Source organism: Paractinoplanes durhamensis, from assembly GCF_016862175.1.
GTDB lineage: Bacteria > Actinomycetota > Actinomycetes > Mycobacteriales > Micromonosporaceae > Actinoplanes > Actinoplanes durhamensis.
Genome location: NZ_BOML01000043.1, coordinates 203,902 through 229,078, shown reverse-complemented (window position 1 = coordinate 229,078; position 25,177 = coordinate 203,902). Strand labels below are relative to the sequence as shown.

The 25,177-nt window shown below is 70.8% G+C and carries 22 protein-coding genes; 10 read left to right on the top strand and 12 right to left on the bottom strand.

Going from position 1 to position 25,177, the window contains the following annotated elements:
- Positions 1-18 precede the first annotated feature (18 nt).
- Positions 19-909 (bottom strand): DUF1295 domain-containing protein, encoded by an 891-nt coding sequence (locus Adu01nite_RS27910; RefSeq protein ID WP_203730871.1) that lies wholly within the window; start codon positions 907-909, stop codon positions 19-21.
- Between the two features lie 56 nt (positions 910-965).
- On the opposite strand from Adu01nite_RS27910, the gene Adu01nite_RS27905 reads away from it, so the two are divergent.
- The 6 genes from Adu01nite_RS27905 to Adu01nite_RS27880 all read left to right on the top strand — a co-directional run bounded on the left by Adu01nite_RS27905 (position 966) and on the right by Adu01nite_RS27880 (position 6,981).
- Positions 966-2,699 (top strand): NAD-binding protein, encoded by a 1,734-nt coding sequence (locus tag Adu01nite_RS27905; RefSeq protein WP_203730869.1) that lies wholly within the window; start codon positions 966-968, stop codon positions 2,697-2,699.
- A gap of 228 nt (positions 2,700-2,927) precedes the next feature.
- Positions 2,928-3,137, top strand: coding sequence for a hypothetical protein (locus Adu01nite_RS27900; protein ID WP_239132746.1), 210 nt, complete (start codon positions 2,928-2,930; stop codon positions 3,135-3,137).
- A gap of 35 nt (positions 3,138-3,172) precedes the next feature.
- Complete coding sequence (locus Adu01nite_RS27895) at positions 3,173-4,072, top strand: helix-turn-helix domain-containing protein (RefSeq protein ID WP_203730867.1); 900 nt, start codon at positions 3,173-3,175, stop codon at positions 4,070-4,072.
- A 49-nt stretch (positions 4,073-4,121) separates the two neighbouring features.
- Positions 4,122-4,319, top strand: a complete 198-nt coding sequence (locus tag Adu01nite_RS27890; protein WP_203730865.1) for a hypothetical protein — start codon at positions 4,122-4,124, stop codon at positions 4,317-4,319.
- Positions 4,320-4,370: 51 nt separating this feature from the next.
- Positions 4,371-5,699: an MFS transporter gene (locus Adu01nite_RS48555; RefSeq protein ID WP_203730863.1), complete on the top strand. Its 1,329-nt coding sequence runs from the start codon at positions 4,371-4,373 to the stop codon at positions 5,697-5,699.
- A 244-nt stretch (positions 5,700-5,943) separates the two neighbouring features.
- Positions 5,944-6,981, top strand: a complete 1,038-nt coding sequence (locus tag Adu01nite_RS27880) for a DUF6461 domain-containing protein (protein WP_203730861.1) — start codon at positions 5,944-5,946, stop codon at positions 6,979-6,981.
- 174 nt (positions 6,982-7,155) lie between these two features.
- Here the strand turns inward: Adu01nite_RS27880 and Adu01nite_RS27875 are convergent, their stop codons facing one another.
- From Adu01nite_RS27875 to Adu01nite_RS27865, 3 genes are all read right to left on the bottom strand, one after another.
- A complete protein-coding gene (locus Adu01nite_RS27875) occupies positions 7,156-9,066 on the bottom strand; it encodes a potassium transporter Kup (RefSeq protein ID WP_203730859.1) in 1,911 nt (636 codons plus the stop codon).
- A gap of 76 nt (positions 9,067-9,142) precedes the next feature.
- Positions 9,143-10,699 carry a M1 family metallopeptidase gene (locus tag Adu01nite_RS27870; RefSeq protein ID WP_239132745.1) on the bottom strand — a complete coding sequence of 519 codons (1,557 nt, stop codon included), beginning with the start codon at positions 10,697-10,699 and terminating at the stop codon, positions 9,143-9,145.
- 206 nt (positions 10,700-10,905) lie between these two features.
- Positions 10,906-11,634 (bottom strand): (2Fe-2S)-binding protein, encoded by a 729-nt coding sequence (locus tag Adu01nite_RS27865; RefSeq protein WP_239132744.1) that lies wholly within the window; start codon positions 11,632-11,634, stop codon positions 10,906-10,908.
- 126 nt (positions 11,635-11,760) lie between these two features.
- Here Adu01nite_RS27865 and Adu01nite_RS27860 point away from each other — a divergent pair, with 126 nt between their 5' ends.
- From Adu01nite_RS27860 to Adu01nite_RS27845, 4 genes are all read left to right on the top strand, one after another.
- Positions 11,761-14,031: an ATP-binding protein gene (locus tag Adu01nite_RS27860; RefSeq protein ID WP_203730856.1), complete on the top strand. Its 2,271-nt coding sequence runs from the start codon at positions 11,761-11,763 to the stop codon at positions 14,029-14,031.
- Between the two features lie 5 nt (positions 14,032-14,036).
- On the top strand, positions 14,037-14,867 hold the full coding sequence (locus Adu01nite_RS27855) for a phosphotransferase family protein (protein ID WP_203730854.1): 831 nt from the start codon (positions 14,037-14,039) through the stop codon (positions 14,865-14,867).
- Positions 14,868-15,325: 458 nt separating this feature from the next.
- The gene (locus Adu01nite_RS27850) at positions 15,326-15,910 is read left to right on the top strand and encodes a SigE family RNA polymerase sigma factor (RefSeq protein ID WP_203730852.1); all 585 of its coding nucleotides are present in this window, start codon (positions 15,326-15,328) and stop codon (positions 15,908-15,910) included.
- Positions 15,837-16,904: a hypothetical protein gene (locus Adu01nite_RS27845; RefSeq protein ID WP_203730850.1), complete on the top strand. Its 1,068-nt coding sequence runs from the start codon at positions 15,837-15,839 to the stop codon at positions 16,902-16,904. Before Adu01nite_RS27850 ends, Adu01nite_RS27845 begins: the two co-directional genes overlap by 74 nt.
- A gap of 47 nt (positions 16,905-16,951) precedes the next feature.
- Here the strand turns inward: Adu01nite_RS27845 and Adu01nite_RS27840 are convergent, their stop codons facing one another.
- From Adu01nite_RS27840 to Adu01nite_RS27805, 8 genes are all read right to left on the bottom strand, one after another.
- Positions 16,952-17,992, bottom strand: coding sequence for a hypothetical protein (locus tag Adu01nite_RS27840; protein ID WP_203730848.1), 1,041 nt, complete (start codon positions 17,990-17,992; stop codon positions 16,952-16,954).
- Entirely contained in the window at positions 17,989-18,555 is a 567-nt protein-coding gene (locus tag Adu01nite_RS27835; protein ID WP_203730846.1) for an RNA polymerase sigma factor, read from the bottom strand. The genes Adu01nite_RS27840 and Adu01nite_RS27835 overlap by 4 nt, the downstream gene beginning before the upstream one ends.
- A gap of 38 nt (positions 18,556-18,593) precedes the next feature.
- Entirely contained in the window at positions 18,594-19,154 is a 561-nt protein-coding gene (locus Adu01nite_RS27830) for a hypothetical protein (protein ID WP_203730844.1), read from the bottom strand.
- A 64-nt stretch (positions 19,155-19,218) separates the two neighbouring features.
- The gene (locus Adu01nite_RS27825; protein WP_203730843.1) at positions 19,219-21,114 is read right to left on the bottom strand and encodes a hypothetical protein; all 1,896 of its coding nucleotides are present in this window, start codon (positions 21,112-21,114) and stop codon (positions 19,219-19,221) included.
- Positions 21,041-22,180 (bottom strand): glycoside hydrolase family 130 protein, encoded by a 1,140-nt coding sequence (locus tag Adu01nite_RS27820; RefSeq protein WP_203730841.1) that lies wholly within the window; start codon positions 22,178-22,180, stop codon positions 21,041-21,043. The genes Adu01nite_RS27825 and Adu01nite_RS27820 overlap by 74 nt, the downstream gene beginning before the upstream one ends.
- Entirely contained in the window at positions 22,177-22,995 is an 819-nt protein-coding gene (locus tag Adu01nite_RS27815) for a carbohydrate ABC transporter permease (RefSeq protein WP_203730839.1), read from the bottom strand. The genes Adu01nite_RS27820 and Adu01nite_RS27815 overlap by 4 nt, the downstream gene beginning before the upstream one ends.
- Before the next feature lies 1 nt (position 22,996).
- The gene (locus Adu01nite_RS27810) at positions 22,997-23,875 is read right to left on the bottom strand and encodes a carbohydrate ABC transporter permease (protein WP_203730837.1); all 879 of its coding nucleotides are present in this window, start codon (positions 23,873-23,875) and stop codon (positions 22,997-22,999) included.
- The gene (locus Adu01nite_RS27805; protein WP_203730835.1) at positions 23,872-25,146 is read right to left on the bottom strand and encodes an extracellular solute-binding protein; all 1,275 of its coding nucleotides are present in this window, start codon (positions 25,144-25,146) and stop codon (positions 23,872-23,874) included. Before Adu01nite_RS27805 ends, Adu01nite_RS27810 begins: the two co-directional genes overlap by 4 nt.
- Positions 25,147-25,177: the final 31 nt, after the last annotated feature.

Genomic DNA, 25,177 nt, shown 5'->3' with positions numbered 1-25,177 from the left:
CACCCCGGGCCCCTAGGGCTAAGCGTGCCGGCCCGGCAGCGGCAGGAGCGCCGGGACTCGGCGCATGTGCTCGGCGTAGGCCGGACGGCGCTGCAGGGAACGGCGGTCCATCAGCGGGACGCTGATGAAGGCGAACAGGGCGGTCATCGCGATCGGCCCGGCGATCGTCCACCACCAGTCCGGGGCCGCGGCCAGGCCGAACAGCCACAGGCCCCACCAGAAGCCGATCTCGCCGACGTAGTTCGGGTGCCGCGAATAGCGCCACAGGCCCCGGTCGATGACCTGGCCGCGGTGCGCCGGGTCGCGGGTGAAGCGGCTCATCTGCCGGTCGGCGACGGTCTCCAGGACGATCGCGCCGGCCGTGACCACTACGGCGACGACGTCGAGCCAACGCCACGGCCGGTCGGTCACCGTGGCCGCGGGCCAGACCGCGAGCAGCCCGGCGAACACGATCAGCGTCGGCATCAGCTGGATGCCCAGCAGGCTGACCAGCCAGAACGGGAGCCACGGCGGGCGCTGCTCGCGCAACTGCACGTAACGCCAGTCCTCGTGCGCCAGGCCTCGCCACCCGCGCGCCCAGTTCGCGGTCAGCCGGATCGCCCACGCCACCACCAGCAGCAGCACGACCGCCTGCCGCGCGGTGAGCCCGTCGGTCAACAGCCACACCCATCCCATGACGATCAAGGGCGGGGCGATGCTCCAGTACGCGTCGTACAGGCTCGCATTTCGCACGATCAGGCTCAGCCCGAAGATGACGCCGGTGGCCGCGAGGTCCGCTTCGAGCGTACGCAGCAAAGGGTTTGATCCTGATGTGGCAAGGACAGCCCAGGCGGCGAGGCCGGCCACCAGGTAGCCGAGGGCCACGACGGTGAATCCGGCCCGTCGTGAGGTGCCCAGATCGACCGGCATGACTAGAGGGTAGACGGCGTAACGCGGGTGAAATCGTCGGCGTCGATCCTGCTCCGATGGATGACTGGCGCGGGCACATCATCGTCTGCGGGCTCGACGACGTGGGGCTGCGCACGGTCGAGCAGCTGCATCTCGCCGGGGTTCAGGTGGTCGTCGTCGAGGACGATGCCGATCCGCGTCTCGTCCGGGTGGTGCGCGGCTGGGGCGTGCCGATCGTGGTCGGCAGTCCGCGGCTCGTGGAGACCCTGGACGAGGCCGGGCTGGCCGGGGCGGTCGCCGTCATCTGCGTGCTCGCCGACGACCTGCACACCATCGAGGTGGCGCTGCTGACCCGGGAGAACCGGCCCGACCTGCGGATCGTGGTGCAACTGCGCAACCCGGCCGTCGGGCGCGCGCTGGCCGCCCTGTCGATCGCCGTCCTCGACGTGGCCGGGCTGTCCGCGCCCTCGCTCGTCGAATCCTGCCTGGGCACCGGCGCCCACGACCTCGACCTGGACGGGCACCCGTTCCTGGCGATGCAGGTGGTGGCGGACGCCGACAGCCGGCTGCGCACCCGGTTCGGATCGCTCGCACCGCTCGCCGTGACCGGCGCCGACGGCGGCGACATGGTGGTCTGCCCGGGCCGCGACCACCGGGTCCGCAAGGGCGACCTGGTCACCCTGTTCGGCTCGGCCGCCGAGCTGGCCGAGGCCGGGCTCGGCGGGCCGGCCCGTTCGCAGCCCCGCCGGCTGCGTGGGCGCCGGCACCTGGCGCGGTCACTGCTCGCGGCGCTGGACCGGCGGCTCGCGTACGTCTTCGGTGCCCTGTTTCTGCTCGCCGGCGTCTCGATCGTGGTGCTGCGGCTGAGCTACCGGGAACCCGACGGCACCCGGATGAGCGTCCTCGACGCCGCCTACTTCACCGTCGAGACGATCGCGACCGTCGGCTTCGGCGACTTCAACTTCCGCGATCAGCATCCGTGGCTGCGGGCCTTCGCGATCACCCTGATGATCTCCGGCGTGCTGCTGGCCACCACGTTCTTCGCGCTGCTCACCAACACCGTCGTCACCCTGCGACTGGAGGAAGCCCTCGGCAACCGGCGGCTCCGGCAGCTCAGCGGGCACGTCGTGGTGATCGGGCTCGGTTCGGTCGGGGTCCGGGTGGTGGAACGGCTGGCCGCCGCCGGCATCGACGTGGTCGTCATCGAACGCAACGAGAACAGCCGCTACGCCGCCCAGGTCCGGGGCAGCGGCATCCCGGTCATCTTCGGCGACGCCACCCTGCCGCAGACGCTCGACCGGGTGCAGTTGTCCACTGCCCGCGCGGTCGCCGTGCTGACCAGCGACGACCTGGTCAACCTGGAGACCGGGCTGGCCCTGCGCGACCAGCTCGACGGCGACGTGCCGGTGGTGCTGCGCCTCTTCGACCGCACCCTGGCCGCGACCGTCGAGCGCAACTTCGGGCTCGGCCGGACCCGCTCCACCGCCGCCCTCGCCGCGCCGTGGTTCGTCGGCGCGGCCCTCGGGCTGGACGTGATCGCGACCTTCTACGTGGGCGCGCAGCTGATGCTGGTCGGCCGGCTGACCGTCGCGCCCGGCGGCGGCCTCGACGGCCTGGCCATGCAGGACCTGTCCGCCCGCACCCGGGTGGTGGCGATCAGCCGGGCCGCCGCGGGCGGCGCCCTGGAACACCCGCCGCGCCGCGACACCCGCTTCGCCGCCGGCGACCAGGCCTACCTGATCGGCCCGTACGAGGAGTTGCTGCAGGTCCTGCGACGCGACACCCTTTCCCCGAGCGCGCTCCGGCCTTAGCGCCGGCCCTCTTGGGCGGCCTTGATGCTCGCCGGGTCCGGCCCGGAGAAATGCATTCTCTACCGGTCGATCCGGAATATGCACGCCTATGCGACCGCCCCTTGTGAGTGAAACTCATCTACTTCTGCAGCGGTCACTGCGTGAGTAGGGTGAAGGTTCAGAACACGACCCGAGCCACGGACACGAATATTCCGTGATCGACTTGACCCCCGACGTATGGTCCGGCTTGTGAAATCTGATGCGCCGCAGTTGACTCTGGTAACCAGCCTGTGTGGAAGTGGCACCTGCCCGACCGTTTACCGGACCGATCGGGGCACTCTGGTGGTGCAGGGCTACACAATCACAGCAGACAATGTAGACATCGACCTGCCGGCGGGCGAGCAGTTGGTGGAGGTCCCGGCAGATCTGCTCGCCGCAGCCCTGCGGGCGAGCGAATAGCGCAGTTCGATCGGGATGGAAGGGGGCGAGGAAAGGTGACCGAGTCGCCCCCTCCTGCCGAGCAGCCCACGGCCGAGCAGCCCGCCGATGCGGTGGGTGCCATGCTGGCCCGCTGGCGTAAGGCACGAAAGATGACCGGCCAGGCCCTCGGCGACCGGGTCGGGATGAGCCAGGCCAAGATCTCCCGGCTGGAGACCGGCGCGGTCACCGCCGAGCCCGCCGACGTGCGGCTGATCGGCGAGAAGCTCGGCATCCCGGCCACCGAGGTGATCCAGGCGGTCGCGCTGGCCGAGCGTGGCCAGGAACGACTCACCGACTGGACGACCGCCCGGCCGCGCTTGGTGGAGCGCCAGCAGGAGGTCGGCCGGGTGGAGATGCAGGCCCGGGAGATCCGCGTCTTCCAGCCGGCGGTCGTCCCGGGGCTCACCCAGACGAGTGAATATGCCCGGGCCGTGCTCTTCGCCCTCAAGGACCTCTACGACCCGCACAACAGCGACTCGCCGCTCGCCGTCTCCGAGGCGGTCAACGCGCGGATGAAGCGCAGCGAGATCCTTTTCCTGCCGGATCACAAGTTCTATTTTCTGATCACCGAGCAGGTCTTACGCAATCGAGTCTGCGAACCCGCGGCGATGGTTGCGCAGATCGCCCGGGTCCGCGAGTTGGCAAACTGTCAGAATGTCGACTTTCGAATCCTCCCGGATACGGCCGAACTACCCGTAGCGCCCTATCACGGGTTCAGCATCATCGACGATCGGCAGATCAGTGTCGATCTGCTCAACACGATGGTCTGGTCGAATGGACGGAAGACGATCCAGGATTACCGGCGGGTCTTCGATGCCCTTCTGAGCGTCGCGAGTACCGACATCAATGATCTCCTGAATGCCTATCAGGCACGGTACGCCCGAATGCTGCTGCCGGAATCAATGGCCGGCTGACAGATTCCGGCACTTGTCAGGGTCAGTTCGCGTTTCCTAACGTCGATTCATGACGAACCCCCAATTGCTGGTCACCACCTGCAGCGGCGGAAGCTGCCCGACCGTCTACCGCACCGATCGCGACACCGTGCTGATCCAGGGCTATGCCACCACCGCCATCACCCCGCCGGACGGTGAACTGCTCGTCGAGATCCCCCGCGACCTGCTGCTCGAGGCCGCCCGGCGAATCCAGGAACAGGATGGCTGACTTCGAGCCTTGATATGTACGAGCGTACACAGCGTGTGTACGCTCGTACGCATGACACTCGTGGCCCCCGCCCCGCCGGGTCTGGTCGAACGGCGCGCTCGGGTGGCGGTCGCCGCCCTGTTCTTCACCAACGGTGCGCTCCTCGCCAACCTGATTCCGCGTTATCCCCAGATCAAGGCCGATCTCGGGCTCAGCAACGCGGCCTACGGGCTGTCGGTGGCGGCGTTCCCGACCGGCGCGATCGTCGCCGGCCTGGCAGCCGGGGTGCTGGTCCGCCGGTTCGGCTCGGCGAGCGTGGCCGTCGCCGGCACGTTCCTGACCGCGGCCGGCGTCCTGCTGGCCGGCGTGGCTCCCGCGGTGGCGGTGTTCGCCGCGGTGCTGTTCCTGGCCGGCGCCATGGACGCGATCACGGATGTCGCCCAGAACGCCCACGGCCTGCGGGTGCAGCGCCGCTACGGCCGCTCGATCATCAACTCGTTCCACGCGATCTGGTCGATCGGCGCGGTGACCGGCGGCGCGACGGCCGCCGCCGCGATCGCCCTCGACCTGCCGGTCGGCGTCCACCTGGGCATCTCCGGGGCAGTGCTGACGGTGGTCGCCCTGGTGGCATGGCGCTTCCGCCTGCCCGGCAGCGAAACCGAACCCGAGACCACTCCCGACACCACGCCCCACGCCGACCTCGACGCCAGAGGCGACGCCGACCTCCGCACCGCAGGCGACCTCCGGGCCGAGGGCGGGGCGGGCTCCGGCGGCGAGTCGGCGGCCGGGCGCACCGGGCCGGCCGTCGGCCGCGGGCTCCCCGGCCGGCGGGTCTGGCTGATCGTCGGCGCGCTGGTGCTGATCGCCATCGGCGGCACGATCGTCGAGGACGCGGGCAACTCGTGGGCCGCCGTCTACCTGTCCGGGTCGCTGCACGCCGCGGCCGCCGTCGCCGCGTGGGGCTACATCGCCCTGGTCGGCGCCCAGTTCATCGGCCGGATGATCGGCGACCGGCTGGTCGACCGCTTCGGCCAGCGCACGGTCGCCCGGGCCGGCGGCCTGATCGTCGCGGCCGGCATGGGCCTGGCCCTGGCCGCCCCGACCGTGGCCGGAACGATCTGCGGTTTCGCCGCCGCCGGCTTCGGCGTGGCAACGCTGGTCCCGGCGGCCATGCACGAGGCCGACGAGCTGCCGGGCCTGAAGCCCGGCACCGGCCTGACCGTGGTGTCCTGGCTGATGCGCCTGGGCTTCCTGCTCTCCCCACCGGTGGTCGGCGCGATCGCCGACGCCACCAGCCTGCGCGCCGGACTGTTGGTCGTCCCATTCGCCGGCGTGCTGGTGATCCTGCTGGCCGGCGTCCTGCAGCCCCGCCGCCGGGCAGCGCCCGCCCCACTCGGGTAATCCGGCGGACCACCGCCAGACACAGCCCGGAGCAGCCCGGAGCAGCCCGAAGGGGCAACGACGACGGACAGCTGCGGGTGGCAGGCGGCCTCCGGGGGCGGCGGGTGGCGCGCTGAGGCCGGCAATACCAAGCCGGGGCCGGTGCCGACCGGGCCGACGCACTGCCGCCCGCACCGACTCGGCGGCGGCGGCCGGAAGCGCTAACCGGCCCCGATGAATCGGCATTGGGGCCTAGCGTGAGGTGATGAGCGACAGCCCGGTTCCGTACTACACGGCCCTGCTCGACGCCCATCCCTGGATGCGCGAAGCGTTGTGCCTGACCTGGGCGTGCGGGCTCGGTGAGGGCGATCTGATCCGCGGCTTCGGGGGCGATCCGGCGGCGGCGGAGCCGATGACCATCGCGGTGTTCGAGCAGTTGACCCGCAGCGAAGGGCTCGATGTGGTCAAGGTCGGGCCGGCGGGCGGCGAGTGGCTGCTGGCAATGGAGGGCTACGGGTTTCAGGGGTCGCGGCGCGAGGTGCTGCGATCGCTGTCGCGGCGCGGGCAGGCCGTCAACGTCTACTGGAACATCAACGCCTACAACCACTTCAGTTACGCGCAGGACGGCCGCACCGTCACGGTCTTCGACATGTCCGGCGCCGGCGATCGGTACGGCACCGACCCGGCCGCCCTCGACAACCTGATGACCGGGCTCCCCTTCCACCGCGAGGGCGATCATCAGGCGGCCGGCCTGGCTCTCGCGGAACGGATCACCGGATGCCGCCTGACGCTCGATCTGCTGGCGGCCACGCTCCCGAGCGCCGTCTTCACCCCGGTGCCGCAGGATCTCGTGCCGGAGGATCTGATCGACCACCCGGCGCTCGCCGATCCGTTCCTGCAGGACCTGCTCGCCGAACCCACCCGGGCGGCCCTCCCCGCGATCGGCCATCGGATGGCGGCGATCGTCGCCGAGGATGCCGGCATCGGCGACTACCCGGAGGTCCAGGAGGTGCTGGCCGGATCGGGGCCGCCGGTGGAAGCGGTGCGCGAACGGCTGCTGGCCCGCTATCTCGGCCTGGCCGCCGTGGCGGAGGACTACTCCGCCGGCGAGCGGCGCGGGGCGGCGCTCTGGACCATGTATGCGATCGGCGAGATCAACGCCCAGCTCGGCCCGGACCCGAATCCGCAGCGCCGCGACCGGATGGTGCAAGGTGCCTTCCACCCGCTGCGGCCGGACCTCGCCGCCCAGTTCGAGGTCCTGACCCGAGTCCGGGACCACCTGCACCTCTCGGCCCGCGGCTGAGCGCTGTCCCCGGTCGCCCGGAACGGGCAGGACGTACGGGACGGATTCCTGGCTTCGTTCCTGGTCACCGGATCGCAGGCCGCCGGGGACGGCGGAATTGGTGGCCAGGGAAAACATGATCTCGGGGGCGTTGCCGGAGAGGCGGCGGCCGGTTCGGCGGGTGGTGAAGCGGCGTCACAGGTCGATGTGGGAGCCCATGATCACGGTGTGGTCGCGGGGCAGGGCGAAGTGCTCGGCCGCGTCGGCGGTGATGTACGAGGTGGCGATGAACAGGCGCTTGCGCCACGGGGCCATGGTGGGCGCGTCGCCGCGGCGCAGGGTGATCTTGGACAAGAAGTAGGAGGCGTTCTCCAGGTCGAGCCGGCCCTCGGTCCGGGCCGGGTCGAGCAGCTGCAGCGCCGCCGGCAGGTCCTGGGTGTCGGCGTAGCCGAAGCGCACCGTCACGAAGATGATGCCGTCGTCGGCGTAGGCCAGGTCGTCCAGCACCACCCGTTCGGCGTCCGGCACCCACGGCACCACCATCGTCTCGATCGAGATGATCAGGACGTGCTCGTGCCGCACATGGTTGTGCTCGACGTTGGCCCGCATCGCCAGCGGCGCGGTCTCCATCCCCCGGTTGAGGAACACCGCGGTGCCGGCCACCTTGGCGATCCTGTCGCCGGACTCGCGCAGCTGCTCGATGAAGCCGGGCAGCGAGCCCTCGCGCATCCTGCGCTCCGCCGTGATCACCTCCCGGCCGCGCTGCCAGGTGGTCATCACGGTGAAGGCGGTGAGCCCGATCAGCAGGGTCAGCCAGGCGCCGTGCAGCAGTTTGGTCAGGTTGGCCGCCAGGAACAGCAGGTCGATCGTGACCAGGATGCCGGCGCCGGCCGCGAGCAGCCATGGCGGGACCTTCCACCGCCATTGGGCGATGTAGAAGAACAGCAGCGTGGTGATGGTGATCGTGGCGGTCACCGCCAAGCCGTAGGCGTAGGCGAGAGCGGCCGAGCTGCGGAAGGCGAAGACCAGGGTCAGCACCGACACCAGCAGCAGCCAGTTGATCCAGGGCACGTAGATCTGCCCGATCTCGGACTCGCTGGTGTGCGTGACCCGCAGCCGGGGCAGGTAGCCGAGCTGGGCGGCCTGCGACGTCACCGAGTAGGCGCCGGTGATCACCGCCTGGGACGCGATGACGGTGGCGGCTGCCGCCAGCAGCACCAGCGGCAGCCGCAGCCACTCCGGGGCGAGCAGGAAGAACGGGCCACTGGCGTGGGCCGGATCCTCGACGATCAGGGCGCCCTGGCCGAGGTAGCTGAGCACGCAGGCCGGGAAGACCAGGAACAGCCAACCCCGGCTGATCGCCCGGCGGCCGAAGTGGCCCATGTCGGCGTAGAGCGCCTCGGCGCCGGTCACCGAGAGCACCACGGCGGCCAGCGCGAAGAAGGCGATGCCGAAGTGCCCGGCGAGGAAGCTCACCGCGTACGTCGGAGAAAGGGCTTTGAGAATTTCGGGATTCCGGGCGATGCCGCCGATGCCGAGCATGCCGATCGTCCCGAACCAGATGATCATCACCGGGCCGAAGACCTTGCCGACCGCGGCGGTACCCCGCCGCTGGGCCAGGAACAGCGCGACGATGATCACCGCGGTGATCGGGACGACGGCCTCGCCGAGCGACGGCTCAACGATCTTGAGGCCCTCGACGGCGGAGAGCACCGAGATGGCCGGGGTGATCATGCTGTCGCCGAAGAACAGGGCGGCGCCGAAGATGCCGAGCGCGGCCAGGAAGACGGCCAGTTTGCCGCCGTAGCGCGGGCCGGACTGCCGGATCAGCGTGATCAGCGCCATCGCACCGCCCTCGCCGTCGTTGTCGGCGCGCATCGCGAGCAGGACGTAAGAGACCGTCACGATGATCATGACGGACCAGAAGATCAGCGAGACCACGCCGAACACGTTGGCCGTGGTGATCGGAACCGGGTGCGGGTCGTCGGGGCTGAAGACGGTCTGCAGGGCGTAGATCGGGCTGGTCCCGATGTCACCGAAGACCACGCCGAGCGCACCGACCACGACCGCGAGCCGCACGGTGTCGTGCGGGCTGGCATGAGCCACAGCTCCTCCTCGACCCGGAATATCCCAGAACGGACATTACGGGCCGAGGAGCGGCCATAACGCGGAAACTGAGGTGTTAGCGGTGCGCCCGGGCCGACGGGGCGGCCAGGGTCGAGGCCGTGGTGGCGGTGACCGGGGTGACGGTCCAGTCGGGGTGGCCCGGCATCGGCGGGGTCTTGGCGCTGTAGAGCCAGTCGGTCAGGAACGACGTCAGGTTCTGGCCGGACACCGTCGAGGCGAGCCGGATGAAGTCGCCGGTCGAGGCCGACTTGTCCTTGTATTTACTGACCCAGGCCCGCTCGATCTGCCGGAACTTCGCGTCGCCGACCTTCTGCTGGAGCGCGAACAGCACGATCGCGCCACCGTCGTAGACGTTCGGGTTGAAGACGTCCCAGATCGAGTCGGCCTTGATCGGCTGCGCCGACGGACCGTACTTGGCGCGCAGCTGGTCACCGCGGGCGTAGATGCTCTTGTAGAGGTCGGTGAGGTTCGTATACCCCGAGTAGTTCTCCAGGTTGCCGGTCTCGAGGGCGTACTCGTACTCGTACCAGGTGGCGTGGCCCTCGTTCTGCCAGACGTCGCTCCACTCCCACGGCGCGACGCTGTCGCCGAACCACTGGTGGGCCAGCTCGTGCGCGGCCACCGGGTCGAGGACGTAGGACGGCAAGCTGAACCACCACGTGTCGAACAGCGACAGCGTCTGGGTCTCCAGCGCGAAGCCGAGCACGGCGTCGATGACCAGGGTGCCGTAGTTCTCGAACGGGTACTTCCCGACCTTGCCCTGCATCCAGGGGATCTCGTTCATCTCGTCGGCCGCCTTGGGCAGCAACTCGCCGGCGAGACGGCGCGGCACCACGTCGCGGACCGGCACGCCGCCGGCCTTACCGCGGTCGTAGGTGATGAAGTCGCCGACCGCGACCTGGATCAGCTCGCTGGCCATCGGGTGGTTCTCCCGGTAGACCGAGACCACCTGGCCGCTCTTTTCCCGGCTGCTGACCTGCACGCCGTTGGCCGTCCCGGTCCAGCCGACCGGGTTGGTGATCCGGATCGTGTAGGTGGCCTTGTCGCGCGGGTGGTCGTTGCTCGGGTAGAGATTGTGCGTCTCGTCGGGCTGACCGGCCACGATGGTGCCGTCCGGGGTGCGCACGAAACCGGCCGGCGAATCCGCGTCGGCCTCGATCGGGGTGGCCTTGAAGCCGGAGACCCGGACGGTGAACTTCCGATGCGACGGCAACGCCCTCTTCGGCGTGATGATCAGCTCGTCACCGGAGCGGGTGAAGCGGGCCGGCTTGCCGTTCACGGTGACCGCGCCGACCGCGTCGCCGCCGAAGTCGAGGTCGAAGCGGGACAGATTTTGCGTGGCGACGGCAGTGATCGTCACATCGCCGGAGACCTGCTGCGCCGGATCCTTCTGCGGATAGGTCAGGCTGAGGTCGTAATTCTGAACGTCGTAGCCCCCGTTGCCGAGCAGCGGGTACAACCGGTCGCCGAGCCCGGCGGCACCCGGCGTCGCGCGCCCACCCGAGGCGGACGCCGGTCCGGCTGCGATCACCACGACACCGGTCACGCTCAGGATCGTCGCCGATCCCAGCGCCACCAGGCGTGTTGAGACGTTACCCAAATCAGCTCTCATGGCCGCCGAGCGTAACAATATATCTAGATCAATAAGTACCGCTTTTCGGCCGACCCCCCGGCGAAAAGCATGCGGGGCGGTGCCCCCCTCCGCTGAGCCTCCCCCTCTGGTTCAGCGTGACACCGCCCCTGGCTTGCCCTTCAGGTTCCTCGGTGTAAGGGGTGCCAGCCAGGGCGGAAACCGGTACTTCATCGGCACTTTGGCGGTCAGCGGTTGCGCCGCAGCACACAGTCGCCGCAGGTGCCGCCGCCCGGGATGCGGTAGTACAGGCAGCAGTTGTTCCTGGTCAGGACGCGGCGCGGGCCGGTCGGCGAGGGACGGCGCAGGGTGCCGGTGCCGGCCAGCGGCGGCAACGCGAGCAGGCCCTCGACCAGAGCACCGGCCCTTTCACCGGCCACCGGGTCGGCCGTCGTGATCATCGTGGCCGCACCGGCCAGTGCCGAGGTCACATTTCCCCATAACACCTGCGGGGAAAGGCGGAAACGGGCACGGCAGGCGAGCAGCACGGGCTCCAGGATCGCCTCGACGGCGACCTCCCGGAGGGCTTCCGGCGAGGCGGGCCGGGTTCCGCTGATCGATGCGTACGCGATGGGCAGTGGACCGGCCGGCACCGGCCGCCACCACAACGTGGTTTTCGTGGCCGCCGGAACGGTGCCGGTGAGCGCGGCCGCACCCAGCAGCGGGGAAAGCACCCGGGCGGCATAGCCGAGGAACGCGACCGACGCGACCACCCGCCCGGGAATCGCGTCCTCGGGCAGCCCGCCCATGGTCGCGAGCGCGGTGCGGGCCGCCGCCACCCGCTCGGCGAGGACCGTCCCGTCCGCCAGCTCCGGCCAGGGGCGCCAACCGGAGAGGTCGCCGGCCGGCTCCCAGCCGAAATAGGGCCCCAGGCCGGCCGCCCGGGCCAGCGCCTCCGCCGCGTCGACTCCGCTCACCGGTCGAGGGTAGTGGACGTCCATCGGAACTTGACCGGAACTTTGGGGTGCAGGCCTTGCTATCCCGCAAGTGACTCCACCTGAGAGGATTGCTGGACATCTATGGCGGTTTTCGTGGGGAGTTAGGTGTTCGCTGACCTGGTGCGCGCTCACCGCCGGCGGCTCGGTATGACCCAGGAGGAACTCGCCGAGCGAGCCGGCGTCAGCGTGCGCAGCGTCGGCAAGTGGGAGGCCGGGAAGATCGCGGCGCCGCGGATGTGGACGATGCGGCTGCTCGCCGACGCGTTCCGGCTCGAGGGCGCCGACCGGGAGCGTTTCCTGCGCTCGGCGACCGAACCGGCCGTCACCCGATCCGAGATCACCCCCGCCCAGCTGCCGAGCGACCCGTCCGGCTTCACCGGCCGCGACCGCGAGCTGGTCCGGCTCGACGACCTGCTGGCCGGCCCGCCCGAGGAGTCGGCCCGCGGCGTGATCATCTCGGCGGTGTCCGGCACCGCCGGGGTCGGCAAGACCACCCTGGCCATCCGCTGGGCGCACCGGGTCCGCGACCGCTTCCCCGACGGCCAGCTCTACGTCAACCTGCGCGGCTTCGGCCCGGTCGGCCCGCCGGTGCCGGCCACCGAGGCGCTGCGCGGGCTGCTCGACGGGCTCGGCGTCACCCCGCAGCGCATTCCGGCCGACCTGGAGTCCCGGGCCGCCCTCTACCGCAGTGTCCTGGCCGGCCAGCGGATGCTGATCCTGCTCGACAACGCCGGCGACGCCGAACAGGTCCGGCCGCTGCTGCCCGGCGTCCCCGGCTGCGTCGTGGTCGTCACCAGCCGCGACCGCCTCGCCGGCCTGGCCGTCGCCGACGGCGCCCAGCTGCTGCTGCTCGACGTGCTCGACGCTCCGGCCGCCCGCGACCTGCTGGCCCGGCGGATCGGCGCCGACCGGGTCCGGGCCGAACCGCAGGCCGTCGACGACCTGGCCCGCTCCTGCGCCCGGCTGCCCCTGGCGCTGGCCATCGTGGCCGCCCGGGCCGCCGCCAACCCCGGGTTCCCGCTGACCGCGATCGCCGCCGAGCTGCGCCAGGCCCGGTCCCGCCTCGACGTGCTGGCCGGCCCCGACCCGGCCACCGACGTGCGCGGGGTGTTCTCCTGGTCGTACCGCAAGCTCGGCGCCGACGCCGCCCGGCTGTTCCGGCTGTTCGCCCAGCACCCGACCCCGGTGGCCGGCGCCCCCGCGATGGCCGGCCTGGCCGGGCTGCCCGACCGCCGGGTCCGGTCGGCGCTGCAGGAGCTGGTCGCCGCGAACCTGGTCGCCGAGCAGCTGCCCGGCCGCTACGGCTGCCACGACCTGCTCCGCGACTACGCCCGCGACCTGGCCGAGGAGTTCGACTCGGCCGACGAGCGGGACGCGGCCACGCTGCGGGTGATCGACCACTACCTGCACACCGCGCTCAACGCCGACCAGTGCCTCAAGCGGGCCCGCAACCTCAGCGGCCGGCGCCCCACCGAGGTCACCGCCGGCGCCGCCCCCGAGTCGTTCGGCGACGGCGCCGCGTCGATGGCCTGGTTCGCCGCCGAGCAGCCGGCCCTGCGCGCCTGCGCCGGTCTGGCGGTGGCCGCCGGCCTCGACACGAAGGCCTGGTGGATGGCCTGGGCGGTGCTCACCTACCTGGAACGGCGGTGGGACAAGCGCAACTGGGTGACCTGGCAGATGCTCGCCGTCCAGGCCGCCGGCCGGGCCGGGGACGTGCTGCTGCAGGCGGTCAGCCACTACAACGTCGGCTACGCGCACGCCGAGCTCGGCGACCTCGTGCAGGCCCGCTCGCACCTGACCACCGCGCTCGCCCTCTACCGCAAGCTCGGCGACGTGCGCGGCATGGCCGACGTACACCTCAACCTGGGGATCGTCGCGCGCCGCGAGGGCCGCTACGCGGAGGCGCTCGAGGAGGGCGAGCGGGCCCTGGAGCTGTCCCGGCAGGACGGCGACCGGATCGCCGAGGCCCGGGCGATGAACAACATCGGCTGGTGCTACCTCACGATGGGTGACTTCCGGCAGGCCCTCGACCACTGCCGGCGGGCGGTCACCGTGCACGAGGCGGCCGGCAACCGGATGGGCGCCGCCCACTCGTGGGACAGCGTCGGCATGGCCCACTTCCGGCTGGGCGAGATGACCGAGGCGGCGAGCTGCTACCGGCGGGCGGCGGCGCTGTTCCGCGACGAGCGCGACCAGCAGTACCAGGCGATCGTCCTGTCCCACCTGGGCGACGCCGAGGAGGCGGCCGGCCGCCCACGAGCGGCCCGGGACGCCTGGCGCAACTCCCTGGCCATCCTCACCGAGCTCGACCACCCGGACGCCGACGAGGTGCGCGCCAAGCTGACCGCCCACGACGTACAGAGCAAGGCGGGTTGAAAAGCATGATGGAGTGGGTGGAGACCGCCCTGCCCGGCCGCCACGTGGTGTCGTCGCGGGTACTGACCGGCGGCTACAGCAACCACAACGTGCTGCTGGAGATGAACGACGGCACCCGTTTCGTCCTGCGGCGCTACCTGGGCAAGAACCGCTGCGCGGTGGAGGCGGCCCTGTCCCGCCGCCTGCAGGGCGTGGTGCCGGTCCCCGCAGTCGTCGCCACCGACGAGCCGGCCGGCCTGCTGCTGTCCGAGTTCGTGCCCGGGACCCCCGAGATCCCCGGCTACTCGGCCGGCGAGACACTGGCCAGGCTGGGTGCGGTGACGTTCGAGGCGCCCGGCTTCTTCAGCGACGAGACCCTTACCCCGGACGGGACCGAGCCGATCGGCTGGCTGGACGCTTTCGTCGACAGATGCCTGCGCGAGGGAAACGCAGCAGGCCACCTGACCCCTTTAGACCAAAAATCCTTGCTGAGGTACGCCGCGGCACTGTCCCCCGAGCTGGACGTCCTGCAGGGCAGCCACCAGCTGGTACACGGCGACTACAACCCGAAGAACCTGCTCGCCACGACGGAGGTGACCGCCGTACTGGACTGGGAGTTCGCCTTCAGCAGCTCCCCGCTGTTCGACATCGGCAACATGCTCCGAGACCCACGCCCACCAGGCTTCACCGACGCTTTCCTGCGCGGCTACCAGGACGCCGGCGGCACCCTCCCCGACAACTGGCAACAGCTGAGCCGGGCCCTGGACCTGTATTCCCTGGCCGACTTCCTGACCCGCCCACCCGACCACCGCTACTTCGGCAAGGCCGTGGACCGCATCCGCGAGCTGCTGCGATGATGCCCTCGATGGCGCAGCAGCGGATCATGATTCAGCGATGGTGTGACGATCACGACCAAGTCAGTTCTGATCGACTGCGGCGGACGCCCTACATGCTTCTCGAACGCTCGGTTGATCGCGGGATCTCGTCCGGCGATATAGCGGGCTGTCGGCGTGTACCCGTTGCCGGCGGCCGTCATCTCGGCTACCGGTCCTGCAAATCGTCCGCTCAGCGCGGGTCGGGACTTCGATTTCCTTGATGTCGGGGCCTCGGACCCGCAGCCAGACCCCGATTTCCTGGCTCTCGGCCTCTGGCAAGCGGGCTAGGCCCCAACTTCCGCGAAGTCGGTGGCCCTGGCCCCCGACCCGGCGTCTGGCAGCCGGCCACACCCGTTGGCCGGCTCGGTGGGACATCTCGCTCGATGCAACCTCCGGATGGGCCGCGTGCCTCTCACTCTCGACGAAGGGGGCACTGCCTAGTGGATGGCGACGACGAAGACGGGTTTCGGGAGTTTGTTCGGGTTCGGTTTGATTCGTTGCGGACTCTTGCCTATCTGACCTGTGGGGACTGGCAGATTGCCGAAGACGCTGTGGCCGGCGCCATGGCTCGGCTCTATCTGCGGTGGGAACGGGTTGCCTCGCCTGATGCCTATGTCCGGACCATGGTTGTTCGGGCTGCCGTTCGGGAGAAGCGGCGGCCCTGGCGGCGGGAACGGTCGGCCGGCGACCTGTTGCCCGACGTTGCCGGGCCGGATCTCTCCGGTGACGTTGATGAGCGGCTTCGGCTTCGGGCCGCGCTGCAGAAAGTGCCGCCCCGGCAACGTGCCGTTCTGGTGCTGAGGTTCCTCGAGGGCCTCAGCGTCGACGAGACGGCCGAGGTCCTGGGCTGCCGCTCCGGCACCGTCAAGAGTCAGTGCTCGCGCGGGCTGGACACGCTGCGCACGGTGCTGGCGGCCGAAGACATCCTCATCCATACCGAAGGGAACGACCATGGTCTATCACGTCCGCGACGTGCTGGATTCGGCTCGGCCGGTACCACCGCCGGCGCACACCAGCACCGATGACATCATCGCCCGGGCTCACCGGATTCGGGGGCGGCGGCGGGCGGTGGCGGGCAGCGCGGCCGCCGTGCTGGCGGTCGCCGCGATCGGGGCCGGAGTTCTCGTGAAGCCGTCCGGCGGCAACAGCATGCCGACCGGCGAGGCGATCGGCGAAGGCTTCAGTACCGTGTTCGGGGAGTACCGCACCGGACCGGAGCGGATCGGGCCGGTCACCCAGGTCACCGCCGGGTTCCAGGAGCTGCCGGTCTATCGCGACGGCGACACCTGGGACGACGACCAGGGCCGCAAGTATCCGCTGACCGACGGGGCGATCACGTTCTACGCGGCCGGGGTCTTCGATCCGGCGACGCTCGGGTCGCAGGAGTCGGGCGTGACGTTCGGGGCCGCCTTCCCGGTCACGGTCGGCGGCAAGGAAGGGATCGGGCGGAAGATGACGCCGGCGGCGACCGGGCTCCAGAGCGCGCCGCCGGATCAATCCGTGCGGACGGCGCTGGCCTGGCAGTACGCGGATGACGCCTGGGCCGCCTACGTGCCGCGGGCGACCGACCGGTCGAGCTCCACCGCGGACGCGATCCGGATCGCCGAGGCGGTCGTGCCGGGGGCGAGCCACGAGGTGCGGGCGCCCTTCCGGATGACGTTCGTGCCGGCCGGATGGCGGACCGTGTCGGCCGAGGAGAACACCACGGCCTACAGCAACATCGTCTCCGAGCTGTACCTCTTCAACGGCACGCTGCCGGCCGCCGACCCGGTCGACATCCGGCTGGACGGCGTCAACATCCTGGTCATGCGGGGCCAGCCCAAGGACGGCGACATCCGCGGCAAGGACGGCGTGCACTGCTACACCGTGCCGGCCTGCACGCGGGTGATGGGTGACTACTTCATCGACGTGGACGGCCGGGCCAGCGGGCTGTCGGCGGCCACCGTCCGGCAGATCGTCGACGGGCTGAAGCCGGTGGACTTCACCGACCACAACGCCTGGTTGCCGATCGGCGGATAGGGAAATGGCCCGGCCGGAAAGAAACGGCCGGGCCACTCCGCAACGCGTCAGCTACAGCCGATGCCCGACTCGTAGCCGGCCGGGGACTTGCCGGCGGCCATCCTGTCGGCGATCTCCCAGAAGACCTCGGGCCAGTCGCCCTCGGCGTTCATGTCGTTGAGGACCTTCCACTTGTGGCTGCTCGACATCGCGTCGGCCGCCTTCTGCTGGGCGGCCTTGTCGCCGGCCTTCTGCGCGCGCAGCCACTCGCTGATCCAGCCGCAGCCGACCAGGCCGGTCACCCCGGCGCCGAACTGGTACGGGTCGTTGGTGCCCATCGCGGCCAGGCGGGACCGGTCGAAGCCGGGCGGCAGCGGGATGCCGGCGAGGATCTTGTCGGCGGCTGCGGCGGCGCGGTCGGGGGTGACGATCTCCGGCGGGAGCGCGGCCAGCCAGGTCGGCACGTCCGCCTGGATGATCTTGGCGACGACCGCGTCGAACGTGGCGCGCGTCCAATTGCCCCCCGTGCGCAACTCGACGTACGAACCGTTCTTCGGCTTCACGATGATCGCGAAGTCGTTGGCGCTGTAGGTGAACAGGCTGCCGTCCTGCCCGGCGACCTTGGCCGGCTGCGGTGCGCTGACGTCCAGCCGGTCCTTGTAGCGGCTGTCGTAGTCGCTGGTCGGGTACCAGTTCATCTCCAGGCTGCGGTCACCGTTGGTGAAGCCGATGGTGCCCGACTCCTCGGTGAAGCCGTAGACGGTGGTCGCCTTCCAGCCGGGCTCGTCGATGAGCAGGCGCGGGTTGTCCTGCGCCGCCTTCAGCACGAGCTGCGACCACGCGGCAGCGTCGTAGGTGGTCACCGCCGGTGCGGCCTGCTGCCGGTCGCCCGTGGGCGACTGGTTACGCAGGACGGCGGCGACACCGAGGATGGTGATGAGGACCGCGGCGGCGGCCACGGCGGCGCCGAGCCGGCGGCTCAGGGTGCGGCGTGCGGTGGGCTGGGACATGATCTCCTCGAGTAGGGTCTGCCCGGCCTCGTCGAGGTGCGCGATCCGACGGTACGGGTCGGCGTCGCGGACCCTCCGGTCCAGCTGCTCGTCGGTCATCTGCCCTCCTCCGGGACGGGTGCTGCCAGGACGTCGAGTACATGTCCGGGCGGTCCCGGATCGTGACCGATGATTTCGCGGAGCCGGGCCCGCGCCCGGGTGAGGCGGGTCCGCACCACCGCCGGGCTGACGTCGAGCACCACGGCCGCCTCGCGCGGTTCGAGATCCTCCCAGACGGTGAGCATCAGCACCTCGCGGTCGAGGTCGCCGAGACGGGCCAGGGCGGCGCGCACGGTCAGCCGGTCGGACACCTCAGTGCCCGGATCCGGGGCATCGGCTGCGGTGAGGCGCTGCCGGAGGCGTACCCCTAATCGATCTCGGCGCACCCCACCACGCAGATGGTTGGAAAGCACCCGCCGGGCCACCCCGTAGAGCCAGAGGCGCGCCTCGGCGCCGTCCGGAATGTCACGATGTCGCCGCCAGGCGACGAGGAAGGTCTCGGCCACCACATCGGCCGCATCCGCCGGCTGGTCGACCCGCCGTGTCGCGTAGGCAAGCAGGTGCTCGAAGTTGCCGGCATAGATGTGCCGGAACCTGTCCTCGTCCGCGGTCGCGAAGGTCACGTCCCGTCCATGTCCGGCAGGCTGCTCATCGTGACAGGTTAATTTCCGGGCGCCAGTTTCGCGGCGGCCGTCAGGGCGATCTTGTGCATGCCGAGGACTCCGATGTCGGTGCCGCCGACCATCATCAGGATCGCGGTGCGGCCGCCTTCGGCGAAGACGATCAGCCTGGTCACGGTGGGCGACGGAGTTGCGGTTCTGATGAGTACGCCGGAAGCCCGCGCGCCGAGCTCGGGGACGCGCATCTTGGTGATCGTGAGGGTGTGGTCGTCGCCGAGCCTGACCTGCGGGCAGCGGCGGGGTGCGGCGGCGATCTCGGCGACGAGGGCGTTCGCCCTGGCCGGACCGGCGGCGATGAGGATCTCGTAGAGCAGTGGGCCGCCGGCCCGCCGGATGAACGAGGTGTGGGTGGTGATCGCCGGGCGGTTGACCACGCTGCCGACCGCGACCGGGTCGGTGCAGATGGCCGGATCGGGATCGCCGGGCCGGACGATGTCGTTCCAGTCCTCGGCGTTTTCGTAGCCGGGCAGGTCGGCGGCGGTGAGCAGAGCGGGCGGCGGCGCCGCCCGCGCCGGGCCCGCCAGCAATGCCGCGGCGGTCATTCCGACGACGACCGCAGTGAGGTGTTTTATCCGTTTTGTGGGCATAAGGTACGGTAACGCGGGTTTATCGTCGTATGACGGTAAATCCGCCGGGTAGCACTCTCGCTCGCACGGTCCCGGCGTCCCGGGCCCGCTGGATGCCCTCGCCGTCGTAGACCTCGACCACCGCCGGGCCGGTCAGGTTCACCGACTGCGTCGTGCGGGCCGCGCTGCGCAGCAACGCGGTCGTGCGCCCGCCGCCGCCGATGACGTAGCGGGACACCAGCGGTTCGAGCATGATCGCATCCAGCACCGCTCCCCCGCCGGTCGCGGTGGCGACCAGCTCGGTGTGCCCGGCCGGCAGCTCGCCGCCGAGCGTCACCGGCAGCAGCGCCCCCGGCGCCGGGGAGGCACCCTGCGCGCCGACCCGATGCCGCACCGTGCCCAGCTGGTGCCGGCCGGATGCCCAGGCGGTCACCGCGGCGCTGCCGGGCCGCAGGTCGACGACCGGCAGCACCAGGTGCGGCCGGTCCGCGGCCGGGAGTTGCCAGCGGATCGAGGCGCCCGCCGGGAGCTCGACGTAGCTGCCGTTGCTGAACTGCGATTCGCCGGTCCACGCCGACGGCGGCGTGACCACGGTGCCGCCGCTGCCCTGTTCGGCCTCGACCGTGATCGCCCCGGCCCGCTCCAGGATGTGGCCCTGCCGGGCCAGCGCGGCCACGTCCGGGTGGGCGTCCAGGGCCAGCATGCTCAGCAGGCCGTGGATGGTGGATTCGGCGCCGGCGTTGTGGTTGACCGTGCCGTCGCCGGCGATGCCGTCGACCGTCCGGCCGGTCGCCGGGTCGTAGGCGGGCGCCCCGGCCGCGTTGGCCCCGAAGTACCAGGCGGCCAGGATGCCGGCGAGCCGGCGGAAACCGGTGCGGCCGGTCGCGCCGGCCACCGCGAGCAGCGACTGGAGGCGCGAGTCCACGCCGTACGCGATCTGGGTGCGGTCGATCCGGGCCGGCAGCCGGCCGTTGTCGGGGCCGCCCGAGGTGAGCAGCCACGGCGTGAAGACGGCCGCGTCGGCGACGGCCGGGCGCAGCAGTCCGGCCCGGGCCAGCGCGGCCGGCATCTGCGACGCCCACGCGTGCCAGTCGGAGCGGGACAGCGCCCAGGGCAGCACCGCACCGAACGGCCAGGTGCGCGGGCCGCCGCCGGACAGTGCGGCGATGCCCTCGGCGAGTTGGCGCAGTTGTCGCGGCGCCTGGCCGTAGGCGGCCAGGCCCAGCACCGCCTCGGCGGTGGCGTCGGCGCCGTCGACGATCAGCCAGGCGGGCGCCCACCGGCCGTCGACGGTCTGCCAGGTGCCGTAGCGGGTCAGCACCTGACGGTCGAGGGCGCCGATCGCCCGGTCGAGCCGCTGCTTGAGGAAGCCCGCGAACTCGCGGTCGCCGATCCGCGAGCCGGTCCGCCAGGCGGCGTAACCCTCGCCGAGCGCCCACACTGCGCGGGCCAGCCAGTAGGACGGGCCGCTGTCGGACGGGTCGGGCAGCTCAGCCGGTGAAGCGCTCGGGTTGAGCGTGCCGTCGGCCCGCATCCAGAGGACCACGTTGCCGTTCGGCGACTGGAAGTAGGCCAGGCCGCGGAGCAACTCGTAGGAGGCGGCCCGGCTCGACGTGGAGCCGGTCTGCCGCCAGTGCCGCAGGTAGACCACGGCGGCGCGGGCGATGTCGTCGGAGTTGAACGCGCCCTGGCCGGGCCCGCCGCCGATCCGCCGGTAGGTGCCGTCCGGGTTGGGCTCGGCGTAGGTCCACAGCACCCCGATCGGGCCGCTCCCGAACGTCGTGTGCCCGGTCTGCGCAGGCGGGGCGACTTGGTCGCGCAGGAAGTCGAGGTGGGCGAGGTTGGTCAGCGGAGCGGCTGCGTCAGCCGCGGTGGACGTCAGCAGCGGAGCTGTCAGGGCGAGGCCGCTGCCCAGCAGGACGGTTCGGCGCTTCATCGCGCACTCCTTCGGTGATGCGGTCCAGCCGGGCGACGCCGATCTTCGTGTCCGCCATGCCGTAGAAGACGTAGTGGACGCCGTCGACCTGCTCGATGGCGGTGGGGAAGACAACCTTGGGCACGGTGCCCGACCGCTCGTCCGCGGTCTCCGGGACGAGGATGGGCTCGGCGGTGCGGGACAGGACGCGGGCCGGGTCGGCCGGGTCGAGGATCATCGCCCCGGCGGCGTAGGTGACGTCCTGGCCGGTGGGGTCCCAGCCGGGCGGGACGTAGCCGACCGCCCCGTGGTGCAGGAGCAGCCAGCCCTCGGGCACCCGCAGCGGCGGCGGACCGGCGCCGATCTTGACTTTCTCGTACGGGTACCGCGGCGTCGCCACACAGCGGTGGTCGCGCGGCCGGACCAGCGCGGTGATGTCGGCCGCCACCTCGGCGACCGGGAGATAGGAGATCCAGATGCCGGGCCGCTCGTCGGTGATGCCGGCCGGCAGGTGGACGCCCTCGCCGGGCCGGACCCAGCCGAGGTCCCACATCGGCCGGTGCAGCATCGCGTAGCAGGGCTCCCCGCCCGGGCCCGGCACCGGTTCGGGGAAGAAGACGGCGTCCTTGTTGGGGAACAGGTTGAGGTCGGTGTCCAGGCCGGGCTGGTAGCCGAACTGGACCGGGCCCAGCCGCCGCCAGTGGGTCAGGTCGGCGGAGACGGCGAGCGCGAGGCGCGGGCCGAGCGGCCCGAACGCGACGTACGTCATGACGTGCTGCCCGAGGCTCGGCACCCAGGTGGTGCGCGGGTCCTCGACGCCGGCACTGGCCCGGCCGCGTTCCCAGCCCTCGTCCGGCGCCAGCACCACGCCCCGGCGGTGCACCCCGACCGGCACGCCGTCGCGGATCTCCACCTCGGCCAGCCCGATCCGGGACACGTTGCCGGCCGCCACCAGCCGCGGCAGCAGGTGCAGTGTCCCGTCCGGGGTGCGGCCGCTCGCCGGGTTGAGCACGCCGCCGGCCTCGAACGGGTCGCCGGTGTCCGGCGCCATCAGCACGCCCAGCCTGGTCATCGCGTACCGGATCATCCTTTGACCCCGGAACCGAGGTCGGTCGAGACGAACTGGCGCTGGAACGCGATGAACAGGCCGACCGCCGGCGCGGCCAGCACGCAGGCGCCGGCCAGGATCGCGCCGAACGGGTTGGCGGCCCGGGCCGACACGGTGCTGATGTAGTTGGCCAGCGAGACGGCGAGCGGCTGCATGCCGGCCTCCTTGGTGACCAGGAACGGCCAGAGGAACTCGTTCCACGGCCCGATGAAGGTCAGCAGGACCGCGGTGAGCAGGGCCGGGCGCACCAGCGGCAACGCGACCGACCAGAGGACCCGCACCTCACCGGCGCCGTCGAGGCGGGCCGCCGCGAACAGGTCGTCCGGCAGCTGCAGGAAGAACTGCCGGAAGATGAAGACCGCGGTGGTGTTGATGGCGAACGGCAGGATCATGCCGAGGTACGAGTCGGCCAGCCCGTAGCCGCGCACGATCAGCACGTAGAGCGGGATCAGCAGCAGCTGGAACGGGATCACCTGCACGAGCAGGACCAGCATGAACAAGGTGCCGCGGCCGCGGAAGCGCAGCCGGGCCAGGGCGTAGCCGGCGAGGACGCCGAAGACGACCGTGCCGAGCAGCACTCCCCCGGTGAAGATCCCGGAGTTGATCAGCGAGCCGATCAGGTCGACCCGCGAGTTGATGTCGGCGTAGTTGTGCAGGGTCAGGCCGCCGGTCGGGAACGCGCCGGCCACCGAGGTGTCCGGTTCGGACTGCAACGAGCCGATCAGCATGTAGTAGAAGGGGAACAGGAAGAGCAACGCCCCGGCGAACAGGACGACATAGCGCAGCACCTTCATGTCAGTCCCTCTCGATGAGCCGGCGATTGAGGTACGCGACGATCAGCACCCCGAGGACGAGAAGGACGCCGAGCGCCGCCGCGAAGTCCGGTTCGCCCTGCTGGATCCCGCGCTGGTACATGACCAGCACCGGCGAGGCGGACGCGCCGTTCGGGCCGCCGCCCCCGGTCAGCAGGTACGGCTCGGTGAACAGGTTGGCGCCGGTGATCAGGGCCAGGATCACCACGAGGGCGGTGGCCGGCCGGACCGCGGGCACGGTCACCGACCAGAACCGGTGCCACGCGTTCGCGCCGTCGACCGACGCCGACTCGTACAGCTCCGTCGGCACGTTCTGCAGCGCGGCCAGGTAGAGCAGGATGAAGAAGCCGAGCTGTTTCCAGGTCACGAAGACCGCGATGACCGGCATCGCGAGATGCTCGTTGATCAGCCAGGACGGGTCCGGCGCGAGCGGGCCGAGCGCCGAGTTGACCAGGCCACCGGAGTTGAACAGGAACATCCACACGCCGACGACGGCGACGCTGGCGGTGACGTACGGGACGTAGAACGCGACCCGCAGGAACGTCCGCGCGTGCACCACCCGGTTCAGCGTGACCGCGAGCAGCAGCGCGAGACCGGTGGTCAGCGGCACGTTGATGACCAGGAAGACCACGATGTTGCGGAACGCCTGGTGGACGCCCGGGTCGCCGAGCACGGCGCGGTAGTTGTCGAGCCCGATGAACGGGTGGTCGACGATCGCGCCGGGCGCGGCGAAGAAGTAGTCGTGGAAGCTCATCCACACCGCGAACCCGAGCGGGTAGGCGAAGATCACGGCGAGGTAGACGGCGTACGGCGCGGACAGGATCAACCCGACCGGGTGCCGGCCGAGGACCTTGGCGATCATGAGCCGCTGGCGAGCTGATCGACCTTCTGTGCGGCGGCATCGAAGGAATCGGCCACCGGCTTCTTGCCGAAGATCACCGATGCGGAGTACGCGTCCCGGAAGGCCTGCCAGATCGCCACCGAGTTGGGCACATTCGGCACCTCGACGGTGCGCGCGGCCTGGTCGGCGAACTGCTTGTACTCCGGATTCTTGGCGAAATAGTCGGGATAGGCCGCGGCCAGGTCCGTACGCAAAGGCATCTGACCGGTCTTGGCGAGCAGCTCGCCGTCCTGCTCCTTGCTGGTGGCGAACTTCATCACTTCCCAGGCGGTGGCCCGGTTCTGGCAGGCGCTGTACATGGCGACGTTCTTGGCGTCGCTGAACGTCTTTATCTGCTCGGCGGGCTTGCCGGTCGAGGTCGGCACCGGCACCGCGCCCCACTTGACCTTGTCGCCGTAGACCGCGATCGCCCACGGTCCGACGATCGCCATGGCGGCCTTCTTGTCGGCGAACGAGTCGCCGTTGTACTGCTCCTTGGCGGCCAGGCCCTCGTCGTAGAGGGTCTTCCAGAAGGCGGCGACCTTCTGCCCCTCGGGCGAGTTGAACTGGGCCTTGCCGTCCTGCACGAGCTGCTTGCCGTCGGTCTCGGCGGCGAACAGCGGGTAGAAGTCGAACCACGACTGGAAGAACTCGCCGGCCGGGGAGGGGTAGATGGCGAACGGGGCGGCGTTCTTCGCCTTGATCGCGCGGGCGGCGGCGAGGAAGTCGTCATACGTCTTGATCGCCGGATTCGCGCCGGCCTTGGCAAAGATGTCCTTGTTGTAGAAGATCATCACCGGGTTGGACTTCCACGGCAGCTGGTAGAACTTGCCGTCCGGCGATTTGTACTGCTCGGCGGTGCCGCCGGTGCGGTCGGCGATGTACTGCGTGGCGCCGTCGAACGAGTCCAGCGCGACCAGGCCGCCCTGCTTCTGGAACTGCGGGATCGCGGCCGGCGCCGTGTTGAAGATCAGGCAGGGCGCGTTGCCGGCCGTGATGGCCGCGCCGATGACCTCTTCCGAGCTCTTACCGGCCGGGATCTCCTGGGCGGTGATCTTCTGGTCGGCGTGCGCGGTGTTCCAGGCCTCGACCATGGCTTTGCCCCAGGCGAGTTCCTCCTGGTTGTTGGAGAGCCAGACGGTGATCGGGCCGGCGGCGGCGTTGGCCTTGGTGGCGTCGCCTCCGCCGCTGCCGTCACAGCCGGCAGCGAGGAGGGTGAGGGTGAGGAAGGCGGCCGGGAGGGTGCGTTTCATGGTTCCTCCTAAAGGACGCGCGGAGGTCGAG